The sequence below is a fragment of the Pseudomonas sp. FG35 genome, assembly GCF_057809295.1.
The window spans coordinates 283450-295862 of the sequence record NZ_JBMDJR010000001.1 but is presented as its reverse complement, the minus strand read 5'-3'; the positions used below and the strand labels follow the sequence as shown (position 1 = coordinate 295862).

The following is a 12413-nucleotide window of genomic DNA, read 5'->3' as shown; positions in this document are numbered from 1 at the left end:
CAACAAAAAACCCGCTTTCGCGGGTTTCTTGTTTGTAGCGGTAAAGCGATCAGTCGTCGCGGCTCATGATGCCGAAGATCTGCAACAGGCTGACGAACAGGTTGTAGATCGATACATACAGGCTGATGGTCGCCATGATGTAGTTGCGCTCGCCGCCGTGGATGATGGCGCTGGTCTGGAACAGGATGCAGACCGACGAGAACAGCACGAAACCTGCGCTGATCGCCAGTTGCAGGCCGCTGATCTGGAAGAACATGCTCGCCAGCGTCGCGCCCAGCAGGACGAAGAAACCGGCGGTGATGAAGCCACCGAGGAAGCTCATGTCCTTGCGGGTGATCAGCACGTAGGCCGACAGACCACCGAACACCAGTGCAGTCATCGCGAACGCGGAGCTGACCACTTCAGCGCCGCCCTGCATGCCCAGGTAACGGTTGAGGATCGGGCCGAGGAGGAAACCCATGAAACCGGTCAGGGCAAACGCCGACACCAGGCCCCAGGCAGAGTCACGAAGCTTGTTGGTGAGGAAGAACAGACCGTAAAAACCGATCAGTACCACGAAAATGTTCGGGTAGCCGACCCGCATCTGCTGGGCCACGAACGCCATCACACCGCTGAATGCGAGGGTGAGCGCCAGTAGACCGTAAGTGTTGCGCAGGACGCGGCTAACCTCTAGCTGCTCAGCCTGCACGCTGTTGTGAACTGCGTAATCCTGTTCGCGCATGGCGACACTCCTGTTGGTTTGAAACGTTCAGTCGCAAAGATCATAACAGACGCTCTGTAACAAGCCATGCACAGAGTTTGACAGTGTGTTTCATTCAGGTATTATGGCGCCCGCAACGCAACGGAGGTGTGGCCGAGTGGTTTAAGGCAACGGTCTTGAAAACCGTCGACTGTAACAGGTCCATGAGTTCGAATCCCATCGCCTCCGCCATCTTAAATACGACAAAGCCCTGATTATTCAGGGCTTTGTCGTTTCTGACGTTCCAGAAATTCTGATGACATCAGGATGTTTTCCACAAACCGCAACTTTCACTCCCTTCTCCAGCGACCTGCCGAACATAAAACACTCTTCATGTAATACGGGAATTCATCAAGATGACCCTGGCCTTGATGATGGCACCTGACTGATGGCTATCAGCCGAATGCTGCCCCCTGCGGACGACTGCCCTGGCCGAAACCATTTCATCTCCCACGACTGCCTTTGAACCGTAGCTGCTGCTCAATAATGGATAAGCGTGTCATCAAAAGGAACTAGCTCAGCACTGAAACGTCTGTTTGAATTACGGCATGATGCCGGCCAACAAAAAGGCCGATGGCGCAGCTGATAACAACACAAGAATGGAGTGCGCGATGAGCCAAACCGACCAACTTTTTTCCTATTGGTGGAATACATCAGGCCCTTGGGTAGAAGAACCCAACGTACGCAGGAGTGGCACGAGCGGAGTGCAGCGAGTGATGCATAACGGTGCCACTGTTTATGTTAAGCGCCAGACGGGTCATTTGTTTCGCAGCCTGAGATATCCACTGGGGCGCCCCACCACCTTGCGCGAAGGCCGCGCGCTCACAAAGTTACTCCATCTTGGGGTCAACGCCCCTCAACCGGTTTACTACGGTGCGCAAAAAATCAAAGGGGTCTGGCACGGCATCTTGGTTACCAAGGACTTGAACGGTTTCCAGGATTTGGAATCCTGGTACAACGAAGGTGCAAAAAACCAATACACGCCCAAGCAACTGGACAATGTGCTCGAAATACTCGCTTCGTTAATGGCACGAATGCATCTCGGCCGCTGGCAACATGGCTGCATGCGCTCAAAACACATTTTTATCAAAGTTCGCAATTCGTCGAGCGATCCCGAGTTCGAGCTTGCGCTGCTCGATCTCGAGAAATCCCATGGGCGAATCAGCTCATTGCGGGCAGCTCGGCACGACATTTTGCAACTCAGGCGCCATTCCTATTGGAGCGAACCGGAGTGGCAACACTTTCTTCGTCATTATGAAAAGCACCTGGGTCGACCAGTAATCACTCAGGGCCGTTCTTGAGATCCCAACGAAGGCGGCAGGCGCTCACATCACATGAATGTCTGCATCGATCTGCCAGGTGAACCGGTGAATGCAGGGGGTGTGCCCGGCGTAACTACCCGGCCCCGCCCCACTCATTGAAGGCTCTACTCTAATGACCCAGCTACCATCCAGTTTTTCGAAAGCACAGGCCACGCCGGACCGGGATCGGAACGGCCGAGAACGATTCGGCGAACATTGACGACCCGCGCGGCGCCGGGTGGTGAGGCCGGAAGCCATCTTTTATACGACAAAGCCCTGATTATTCAGGGCTTTGTCGTTTCCGGGATCAGGCCTCGATTTCCAGCACTTATCGCTACACCGGTTTGACTGTTGCAGCCGGCGGCCTGGTGTCAGGACCGATCTTGAACCAGATCGAGTACATCGCGGGCAGGAACACCAGCGTCATGATGGTGCCGACGAGCGTACCGCCAATCAGGGTATAGGCCAGCGTCCCCCAAAATACCGAGTGCGTCAGGGGAATGAACGCCAGGATTGCCGCCAGGGCCGTCAACAGTACCGGTCGCGCACGTTGCACCGTGGCTTCGACGACAGCGTGAAACGGATCCAGCCCTTCTTGCGCGTTGTGATGAATCTGGCCGATCAGAATCAGCGTATTGCGCATCAGGATCCCCGACAGTGCAATCAACCCGACCAGCGCATTGATGCCAAACGGCTGATTGAAGATGAGCAGTGTCGGCACCACGCCTATCAAGCCTAACGGCGAGGTCAGGAACACCATGATCATCGCCGAGATCGAACGGACCTGCACAATGATGATGACCAGGGTCATGGCGATCATGATCGGCAACAACGGCAGGATCGCCTTGCCGGCCTTGCCGGATTCTTCGATCGCGCCCGCCTGCTCGATCCGGTAACCGGAAGGCAGCTTCTCGATGATCGGCTGCAGTTGCTTCAGCAGCGCACTGGAAACATCCGGTGGCTGCAAGTCCTCGGCAATGTCGCCGCGCACGGTGATGGTCGGGGTGCGATCACGCCGGCGCAGGATCGGATCCTCCATGCGCACATCGACCTCGCCGATCTGCGACAACGGGATTCGCTGTCCCGACGCACCGACCAAGGTGAAGCCTTCGATTTGCTGCGGATCGAGCCGGATATCGCCCGCTGCCCGCCCCATCACCTGCACCGAACGGATATCTTCACGCACCGCCGTAATCGGTACTCCGCTGAGCAGGAACTGCAATTGCTGTGCAACCGCAGTTGATGTCAGCCCCACTGCCTGTAGACGGTCCTGATCCAGGTTGAAATGCAACGACGGAGTCAGCGGCCCCCAATCAGTGTTCACGGTTCTCATCATCGGGCTGTCCTGCATCACGCTCCGCACCTGCTCGGCGATTACGCGCAACTTCGCCGGATCAGGCCCCATCACCCGGTAGGCCACCGGAAACGGTGAATAAGGACCAAATACGATTTGCGATGCCCTGAGGCGCGCTTCCGGGGCAAGCCCTTGAGCCACCGCGTCACGAAAACGCAACTTGAGGGTTTCCCGTGCCTCCTGACTGTCGGTCAGTACCACGATCTTGGCGAACGACGGATCGGGCAGTTCGGGCGCCATCGCCAGGAAGAAACGCGGTGCACCCTGGCCGATATAGGCCGTGACGATTTTTGCCTCCTCCTGCTGGCGCAACCAGGCTTCGACCTTGGCGGCCGTGGCGCTGGTCTGCTCGATGGAAGTGCCGTAGGGCATTTGCACTTCGATCATGACTTCAGGACGGTCAGAGGTCGGAAAGAACTGTTTCTTCACCAGGCCCATGCCCGCAGCGGCCACAAAGAACAGCACAATGACCATGCCCGCGACCAGCCATTTGCGGGCAATGACCCGGGTCAGAACCCGGCGAAAACGGTTGTATCGCGGCGTGTTGTAGATCGCCGCGTGTCCACCCTCCACAGCCTTGATGTCCGGCAAGAGTTTCACGCCCAGATAAGGGGTGAACGCCACTGCGACGACCCACGAAGCGATGAGGGCGATGCCCACGATCCAGAACATGTTGCTGGTGTATTCGCCGGCCGTGGACTGAGCGAAACCGTTCGGCAAAAAACCGATCGCCGTCACCAGGGTTCCGGACAGCATCGGCGCCGCCGTGTGGCTCCAGGCATAGGCAGACGCCTTGATGCGATCGTAGCCCTCCTCCATTTTCACCACCATCATTTCAATGGCGATGATCGCGTCATCGACCAGCAGCCCGAGCGCGAGAATCAACGACCCCAAAGTAATACGGTCAAAGTTTTTGCCGGTAGCCGCCATCACCACAAACACGATCGCCAGGGTCAAAGGTACGGCAGCGGCGACCACCACGCCGACACGCCAGCCCATGCTCAGAAAGCAGACGAGCATGACCACCAGCAGCGCGACGAAGAACTTGACCATGAACTCGCCAACGGCGGAGTCGATATTCACTGCCTGGTCGGTGACTTTCGAGAGGGTCATACCCAAGGGCATTTCCTCATTGATCCTGACGATCTCGGCATCCAGCGCCTTGCCCAGATCAAGACCGTTCCAGCCCTCGCGCATCACCACGCCGAGCAACAGCGCCTCTTCACCGTTATTGCGCACCATAAAGGTGGCCGGGTCTTCATAACCGCGTTCGACCGTCGCCACATCAGACAGCTTGAGTGTCCGCCCTTGCAGGACCACAGGGGTGTCGCGGATTTTCTGCAGTTTGTCGAACGCACCATCGAGACGCAGAAAAACCTGTGGCCCGCTGGTGTCGATTGATCCGGCCGGGGTCAGTGCGTTCTGGCTGTTCAGCGCGGCGAAGATGTCCTGCGGCGACAAGCCCAGGGTCGCCAACCGCTCATGGGAGAAAGAAACAAATATCCGTTCGGCTTGTTCGCCGATGATATTGACCTTCTTTACCCCCGGCACATGCAACAGGCGCTGGCGCATGGACTCCGCATCGCGTACCAGCAGACGCTGTGGCTCGCCCTTGGCTTTCAGGGCGAACAGCGCAAAGGTCACGTCCGAATATTCGTCGTTGACCATCGGCCCGATGACGCCCGCCGGCAACTTGATGGCTTCATCGTCAAGTTTTTTACGCGCCTGATAGAACTCTTCCTGCACTTGCGAAGGCGGCGTGCTATCGAGCAACGAGACCATCGTGAAAGCGAGCCCTGGCCGCGTATAGGTTTCCGAGCGGTCGTACCATTTGAGTTCTTGCAGGCGTTTTTCCAGTGGCTCCGCGACCTGATTCTGCATCTCCTGTGCGGTCGCCCCCGGCCATGCCGTGATGACGGTCAACTGCTTGACCGTAAATGGAGGGTCTTCGGCACGCCCCAACTGGAAGAACGCCAGGGTGCCGGCAACGGCAATCAGGAAAATCAGAAAGACCGTGATCGCCCGCTCGCGAACGGCGATGGCGGAAAGGTTGAATCGTCCTTCGCTCATGGACGACTCCCGGCAACGGTGGCCGCTTCAGGCACAGGCATTCTTACGGGTTCACCTTCGTGCAATAGATGAGCGCCCAGCGCCACAATCTGTTCGCCGACCCGGAGATCGCCAGCCACGCGCGCCAGATCATCGCTCAAACCCAGCACCTTAACCGGACGCCAGGTCACGGTTGGCGGTGTCCCGGCGATGACCCACACGCCAGGACCTTTACCGGCGTCGTAGAGTGCGGCTATGGGCACTTGCAACGACGCGGCAGGTGTCGAGCCCTCGGCGATTCTAAGGGTGACTGTCGAACCTATCGGCGCATTGGCCAGCGCGCCTTCCAGTACATAGCGGGCCTCGAACGTACGCGTCGTGCGGTCCGCCGAATCCGAAAGCAACCTCAGTTTCGCGGTCACAGCACCCGAGGCATCACCATAGAGCGTGGCTTGCGCGGTGGATCCTGCTGCGGGACGCAACGTCTCGGGCAAGTGCACGATGGCCTCGCGCTGCCCTGCCCGCGCCAGTCGAACCACCGGTTGTCCAGGGCTGACGACTTGTCCGGGTTCGGCGAGTATTTCCACCACAACGCCGTCGGCATCGGCGACCAGCACCGCATAACCGGAAGCGTTGCGGGCTACGTCCGCTTGCGCTTCAGCAGCGCTTAGTTGCGCCTTGGCGGTATCTGCGGCGGCTCTGATCTGATCGTAGGCCGATGCGGAAATGGCGCCCGCGCTGACCAGAGTGCGATAGCGGGCTTCGTCATCGGCTGTCTGCCTGGCCCGGGCCCGGGCGGCGGTGACCGACTCCTGTTGCGCGCGCGCCTGCAACCCCAAGTCGATGGGATCAAGCCGCATCAGCGGCTGACCGCGTTTGACGGTCTGCCCCGTGTCCACCAGACGTTCGAGCAGCTTGCCCGATACGCGAAAGCCCAGGTCGCTCTGAATGCGCGCCGTCACCACCCCCGTAAAAGATCGGGAACCGTCGGCCGCTGACTGAACGGCGGTGGCCCGGACCAAAGGCGCTTGAGTACGCGGATCGACTACGGAGGAAGAATCACCGCACGCCACCAGAGCGAGTGGCAACAGACATGCGGCAATGGGGAAAGATCGGAGCCGGCGCATAGGTTCCCTTACTGAAATAGGATGATCATCATATTCTCATACCTGTGACCATTACCGTCAATAGTCACTTCACGTAGGCCCTGCCGAGCTTTACCAATCAGAAAACCCTCTACCCACCTCTGAAAGCTGCCAAACTTCACGAGCGTCGCTAATTGACAGATTGTGACCAAAACATATTATGGTCACAAACAGCCCGCCAAGGAACTCACATGCCCCCCCTCCGCCCGATTGCTCTTTTGGTTACCGCCGGCTTGATGTCAGGTTGCGCGGTAGGCCCGGATTACCATCGTCCGGACGCCCCGATTTCGGACCATTACGTCGGCCAGTCCGCTGTCGAACCGCGGTCCGAATCGACGCCGGATAATCTTGTCGCCTGGTGGAAAAACTTTAATGATCCACTGCTGACCGACTTCATCAACCAGGCGCTGCAGCAGAATCTGGACCTGGCGCAGGCGTCAGCGCGCGTCACCCAGGCCAGGGCCGGCCTGGGCGCCGCCAATGCAGCACTGCTGCCCTCGGCGAGCATCAGCGCACAGGCTGCACGCGCTTATCAGTCCGTCGAGACACCACTGGGCCAGGTGTTGAATTCAACACCCGGCTACGACCGTTACGGCAATGCCTACGAGGCCAACCTTGAGGCAGGCTGGGAAGTAGATGTATTTGGCGGACTGCGCCGCGGACGCGAGGCGGCACTGGCCGAGTACCAGTCCTCGGCAGCGGGTTTCACCGCTACAAGGTTGGCGATCGCTGCGCAAACGGCCGATATCTACATCACCCTGCGCGGATTACAGGCACGGCTGGAGATTGCCAACCGGCAAGTCGAAACCCGGCGCGCGTTGCTGGAAAAGGTCCGGCTGCTTTACGGCAAGGGTCTGGCCGCGGAGTATCAGGTGCGCCAGGCCGAGGGTGAGTTGTCGCAAGTCCAGGCGACCGTTCCGGTACTGCAAAGCGGTCTGGAGGCGGCCATGAATGCGATGGACGTGCTGCTCGGCACGCCTCCCGGCACTCACCGCACGCAACTGGCACGTGAGGGCGAGATTCCCGATGTGCCGTCGCTGAATAGGCTGGGCACTCCGGCAGATCTGCTGCGGCGCAGACCGGACCTGATCGTCGCCGAACGCCGCCTTGCGGCCTCCAACGCGCGTATCGGTGAAGCGATTGCCGAGTACTACCCGAAATTTTCCCTCAGCGCCTTGCTCGGCAGCGCGACAGCCGTCTCCGGCGGCAATCTTTTCACCAGTGGCGCAAGCCAGTCGGCCGGTGTCTTGGGTTTGCGCTGGCGGCTATTCGACTTCGCACGCATCAACGCCCGGATCGATCAGGCCAAAGGCCAGGAATCTGAAGCATTGGCCGCGTATCGCCAGTCAGTACTGCGCGCCACCGAAGATGTAGAGAACGCGCTGTCCTCACTGGTGAATCGGCAAACTCAGACCACCACCCTTACCGGCGGCGAAGAGGCGCTGACTCAAGCTCGCCAGTCCTCGTTCACCGCCTATGAAAAAGGCACCGCCAGCCTGATCGATGTCCTGCACGCCGACGAAACACTGTTGCAGGCCTCCGACGCCAGAGCGCAAGCGCGGACCGAATCGGCCCGTGCGGCGGTGGCGGTATTCAAGTCGCTCGGTGGAGGATGGCAACCCGTTGAGCCGGGTTCTGTAGCGGCGCGCTGAGCAGCAACCTCAGATCGCTTCAAGAGTCGGGAGACACGTGTACTCCCGACCCGCATTTGGCTTGATGGCGCTCAACTAGAAGCGATAACTGACCGACGTACCGAACCCGCTGGCACTGTTCTTGTACCTGGCACGGTAGGCCCCCCTCGATGCCGAGGTGTCGTTGACCTCGACGCTTTCCTCCCAAAGATAGGAATACGCGAGATCGATCGTGACATTGTCCACGGGTGTCCAGCCGGCGCCGAAGCTGACAACCTTACGGTCGCCCGTCGGAATGCGCGGCCCCCGATTGGTGTTGTTGGCGGGTGACTGATCGACCGAAAACCCGCCACGCAGCACCCATTGGTTATTCAATCGATAGGCCGCACCGATCGCGTGAGCCCAGGTGTCATGCCAGTTCTGTTCTTCGCTGATCGTCCCCAATTGCCCGCTCAGCAACGGCGGCAAGCCGCTGTTCTCAATGGTCAGTTCCTTGAAGCGGCTCCAGCGTGTCCAGGTGCTGCCCACATAGAGCGTCCAGTCGTCGTTGAATTGATGCGTCAGCGAAAAGTCCACCGACTCCGGCGTGTCCACATCCAGCGATGCGTCATAGCTACGGCCGCTGACGCCCAGCACGCTGAAGATGCCATCGGTGACCTTGGTTTTGGCGTCCAGGTGGTAACTGACTTTGGAGTGATACGTCAGGCCCAGGCGGGTCTGATCGGTCGCCTGCACCAGCACGCCAGCATTGAAGCCCAGTGCGGTGTCATCGCCGGTGCTTTTGAGTTTGCCGTCGTTGCGCCCGGGGCTGAGTGGATTGGGCACCATGCCCGATATCTCTCCGCCGATACGATTGATGGTCGGCCCGAATCCGATCGACACCTTTTCGTTAAAGGCGTAGCTGATGGTCGGCTGAAAGGTCAGCGTGGTGACTTCACTCTTGTTGGCGTAATAGCGGCCGGCAAAACCACTGCCGTAGTCGGTGATCAGCCCGAAAGGCACATAAAACCCGACGCCGAATGCCCAATGCTCATCGATCGGTTTCACGTAATACCCCATCGGTACTGTGGTGGCGGGCACCATGTCGCCGTCTTCCTTCCCCCCAAACGTACTGCGTGTCTGGCTGATGTCCGATTTGGCGAACAGCGTCGCCGCCCCCACGCTCACCTGCTCTCGTTTAAGCCGCGCCATGCCTGCCGGGTTGCCGTAGATCGTACTGGCGTCTTCGGCGGATGAAGATCGTCCCGCAAACCCGGACCCCATCCCGCTGATGCTTTGTTCGTTGAGGGCAAAACCACCGGCCAACACATTGGAGGACACCAGCGCGACCGCCAGGCCGACGGGATTCTTGAGCATTATTTTTTTCATTATCTGGACTCTATGGGATCACTGAAAAACAACATCGAGAACGACAGCGAAGCCATATTATCCAAGTGACCATTTCAGTCAATGGTCACATGAAGCAAAAAACAACGTCGTACCGGCACGCATGTGCCGGTAACAGGAAACCTGGTTGGGGGATGTCGCGCTCTGGCTCAGCTCACCTGAACTGGTGATCCGGATTGGTCAGGGCATCAGGCTACGCAGAATGAGGTTGGAGGTCAGCGTGGGCGCAACCTCGATAAAATCCAGATTGTGCTGCAGCAGCAACGGGTTGACGAAGGGGCGCAGGGCCAGATGAATCGCCTCGACGGTCTCGTCCAGCGGGGTCTTGCGCTCGAACTCTCCGAGCTCTCGCCCTTCACGCACGATGTCGAAGATAAAGCGCTTGATCTGGTCTTCATACATCTGCGCACTGGGCCAGCGCTCCCCGGCGGAAAATGCAGCGATGTCGTAGAGCTTGCGATCATTGAAGAACAGGTCCACACCCGTGGCAATCACGGTTTTCACCAGTCTGCGGAAACGCTCGGTCGGCGAAATCCCCTCTGCGTTGACAGCCTGCTCTACCGCGGAAACGATTTGGCCCAGACAATTCGAGCAGATCGCTTCGCCGATCGCCTGTTTGGAATCAAAGAACTTATAGATGTACGCCTTGGAAAAACCGATGGCCCTGGCCAGATCGGAAACCGTGGTTTTGCCATAGCCGTATTGGCTGAAGTGTTCATTGGCTGCCGCGACGATCTGATCACGAATCTCGTGATCAACTGGGCCACGTGGGCCGGGCGAAGATAGGGATGGCTGATTCATGGGCGTAGCTTACTCACCCTGTCGAGGACTTACAAATCGTGACCAACAGAGTACATGGTCACGAAAAGCCGGCTGATCGGCTGATAACAGGCTGACGTTCAAGTCATCGCGAAGGGCGGATCGGCCCTTCTACGGTGTTTCCACTTGATCGACCGGCAGCACCGGTAATGAAGCAAACATTTCAGCGCGGCAAACCTCAAGAATTTCGTCCGCCAATGCCGAATCATCCGGGCAAGCGCGTGACAGGACGATCGCGCCGACCGCCCGCGACAGCAGGTCGATCATTTTCTTTCTCCCCTCGCCCTCTGCGGCATCCGTGCCCACAGGATATTTTTCCGCCAGGGTTTGCAGGATCTGTTCAATGCCTGCGGCAAACGTTGCCTTCACATCGTCCGACTGACGCGCCGCGTCGCCACACAGTGCGGCCATCGTGCAACCGCTGCCGCGTCCGTCGCGATGTTCTCTGTTCACGTAGACGTTGATGAAACCTGGTACGTCGAGCGCCTGGGCGCCGGTCAACGATTTGCCAAGACTGCAGGCCGAGGCTTCGGCCATCAGGTCGGCCTTCGAGCCGAAGTGCTTGTAGAAGCCTCCATGGGTGAAACCGGCAGCCGCCATGAGATCGGCCACACCGACGCCATCAAAGCCACGCTCACGGAACAGCTCTGAGGCTGTTTCAACGATGTGTTCTCGATTGGCCTGTGCCTGGGCCTTGGTCACTCTCACGTGCAATACCTCGTGTTAAGCGGGATTTTCTGCGCTCGATGATACATAGATGTTGGCCATAATCAAAACAGTTGACAGCTTAGATTTCGATCATCATCCTAATTTCACATCCCCACCGATCTTCATCCACGGGCACGGAAGATTCATCAGATGACCAAGCAGACTCTTTTCTCCCCTTACACGCTAGGCAGTCTCACGCTGTCGAACCGCGTCGTTCTTGCACCGCTGACACGCAACCGCGCAGGCCAGGGCTTTGTCCCCAGCGAATTCGCGGCCGTCTATTACAGCCAGCGCGCCAGCGCCGGTTTGCTGATCAGCGAAGCGACGCAGATTTCCCAACAGGGTCAGGGTTATCAGGACACCCCCGGGATCTACACACAGGCACAGATTGACGGTTGGCGCACAGTCACTGATGCCGTCCACGCCAAAGGCGGAAAAATCTTCCTGCAGCTGTGGCATGTCGGCCGCGTTTCACACGTTGACCTGCAAGAAAACGGCGCCGCACCGGTGGCCCCTTCTGCGCTGCGTGCCGCGACCAAAGTGTTCGTCAACAACCGCTTTGAAGACGTCTCCGAACCCCGCGCCCTGGAAACTAGCGAACTGCCGGGGATCGTCTCCGATTTCCGCCAGGCTGCGGCCAACGCAGTCGCCGCCGGGTTCGATGGCGTGGAAATTCACGGTGCAAACGGCTATTTGCTGGATCAATTCCTCAGGGACAACGCCAATCTGCGCACCGACGCTTACGGCGGCTCGATTGAAAATCGTGCGCGTCTGTTGCTCGAAGTGACAGCGGCTGTCATCAACGAGATCGGCGCGGATCGCACCGGTGTGCGCCTGTCTCCCGTGTCGCCGGCCAATGGCGTCTCCAGCAGCGATCCGCAGGCGCAATTCAATTACATCGTCGAGCAACTCGACGCCCTCGGTGTGGTTTATCTGCACATGGTCGAAGGCGCGACCGGCGGCCCGCGCGACGTGGCCCCTTTCGATTTCGGCGCCCTGCGCCAGCGCTTCAAAAACACCTATATCGCCAACAACGGCTATGACCTGGACCTGGCGACTGCGCGGCTGGCCGAAGACCAGGCCGATCTGATCGCCTTCGGTCGCCCGTTCATTGCCAACCCGGATCTGGTGGAGCGCCTCAAGCAGGGCGCGCCGCTGTCCGCGTTCAATCCCGCCACCCTCTACGGCGGCGGCGCGGCGGGCTACATCGACTACCCGACGCTGGCTGAATCGAGCGTCAGCGCAAGCTGAGCGCGTTCTGTTTCTCACCTCCTGAAAGAG

9 protein-coding genes and 1 tRNA gene are annotated in these 12413 nt (G+C 59.0%); 4 read left to right on the top strand and 6 right to left on the bottom strand.

The genetic code is table 11. The features are described 5' to 3' along the window. Positions 1-49 precede the first annotated feature (49 nt). Positions 50-721 (bottom strand): Bax inhibitor-1/YccA family protein, encoded by a 672-nt coding sequence (locus ACODTD_RS01355; protein ID WP_007955123.1) that lies wholly within the window; start codon positions 719-721, stop codon positions 50-52. 122 nt (positions 722-843) lie between these two features. Between ACODTD_RS01355 and ACODTD_RS01350 the strand changes: the two genes are divergently transcribed. Together ACODTD_RS01350 and ACODTD_RS01345 are read left to right on the top strand one after the other, a co-directional pair. Next, positions 844-931, top strand: a tRNA-Ser gene (locus ACODTD_RS01350). A gap of 419 nt (positions 932-1350) precedes the next feature. After that, a complete protein-coding gene (locus ACODTD_RS01345; protein WP_011333908.1) occupies positions 1351-2040 on the top strand; it encodes a lipopolysaccharide kinase InaA family protein in 690 nt (229 codons plus the stop codon). A gap of 334 nt (positions 2041-2374) precedes the next feature. Here ACODTD_RS01345 and ACODTD_RS01340 read toward each other — a convergent pair whose 3' ends face one another. Next, a complete protein-coding gene (locus ACODTD_RS01340; RefSeq protein WP_489104347.1) occupies positions 2375-5464 on the bottom strand; it encodes an efflux RND transporter permease subunit in 3090 nt (1029 codons plus the stop codon). Then, positions 5461-6570, bottom strand: coding sequence for an efflux RND transporter periplasmic adaptor subunit (locus tag ACODTD_RS01335; RefSeq protein ID WP_011333906.1), 1110 nt, complete (start codon positions 6568-6570; stop codon positions 5461-5463). The genes ACODTD_RS01340 and ACODTD_RS01335 overlap by 4 nt, the downstream gene beginning before the upstream one ends. A gap of 209 nt (positions 6571-6779) precedes the next feature. Between ACODTD_RS01335 and ACODTD_RS01330 the strand changes: the two genes are divergently transcribed. Next, positions 6780-8240, top strand: a complete 1461-nt coding sequence (locus tag ACODTD_RS01330; RefSeq protein WP_011333905.1) for an efflux transporter outer membrane subunit — start codon at positions 6780-6782, stop codon at positions 8238-8240. Positions 8241-8315: 75 nt separating this feature from the next. Here ACODTD_RS01330 and ACODTD_RS01325 read toward each other — a convergent pair whose 3' ends face one another. The 3 genes from ACODTD_RS01325 to ACODTD_RS01315 form a co-directional block, all read right to left on the bottom strand. Beyond that, complete coding sequence (locus ACODTD_RS01325; RefSeq protein WP_011333904.1) at positions 8316-9587, bottom strand: OmpP1/FadL family transporter; 1272 nt, start codon at positions 9585-9587, stop codon at positions 8316-8318. A gap of 198 nt (positions 9588-9785) precedes the next feature. Further along, on the bottom strand, positions 9786-10406 hold the full coding sequence (locus ACODTD_RS01320; protein ID WP_011333903.1) for a TetR/AcrR family transcriptional regulator: 621 nt from the start codon (positions 10404-10406) through the stop codon (positions 9786-9788). A 129-nt stretch (positions 10407-10535) separates the two neighbouring features. After that, the gene (locus tag ACODTD_RS01315) at positions 10536-11132 is read right to left on the bottom strand and encodes a TetR/AcrR family transcriptional regulator (protein WP_011333902.1); all 597 of its coding nucleotides are present in this window, start codon (positions 11130-11132) and stop codon (positions 10536-10538) included. Positions 11133-11282: 150 nt separating this feature from the next. On the opposite strand from ACODTD_RS01315, the gene ACODTD_RS01310 reads away from it, so the two are divergent. Beyond that, a complete protein-coding gene (locus ACODTD_RS01310; RefSeq protein ID WP_489104346.1) occupies positions 11283-12383 on the top strand; it encodes an alkene reductase in 1101 nt (366 codons plus the stop codon). The last annotated feature ends 30 nt before the right edge of the window (positions 12384-12413 follow it).

Bases quoted from the DNA above. Each gene is read 5' to 3' on its own strand.
- ACODTD_RS01345 (WP_011333908.1), top strand. From the start codon at position 1,351: ATGAGCCAAACCGACCAACTTTTTTCCTATTGGTGGAATACATCAGGC.
- ACODTD_RS01355 (WP_007955123.1), bottom strand. From the start codon at position 721: ATGCGCGAACAGGATTACGCAGTTCACAACAGCGTGCAGGCTGAGCAG.
- ACODTD_RS01335 (WP_011333906.1), bottom strand. From the start codon at position 6,570: ATGCGCCGGCTCCGATCTTTCCCCATTGCCGCATGTCTGTTGCCACTC.
- ACODTD_RS01325 (WP_011333904.1), bottom strand. From the start codon at position 9,587: ATGAAAAAAATAATGCTCAAGAATCCCGTCGGCCTGGCGGTCGCGCTG.
- ACODTD_RS01320 (WP_011333903.1), bottom strand. From the start codon at position 10,406: ATGAATCAGCCATCCCTATCTTCGCCCGGCCCACGTGGCCCAGTTGAT.
- ACODTD_RS01330 (WP_011333905.1), top strand. From the start codon at position 6,780: ATGCCCCCCCTCCGCCCGATTGCTCTTTTGGTTACCGCCGGCTTGATG.
- ACODTD_RS01310 (WP_489104346.1), top strand. From the start codon at position 11,283: ATGACCAAGCAGACTCTTTTCTCCCCTTACACGCTAGGCAGTCTCACG.
- ACODTD_RS01340 (WP_489104347.1), bottom strand. From the start codon at position 5,464: ATGAGCGAAGGACGATTCAACCTTTCCGCCATCGCCGTTCGCGAGCGG.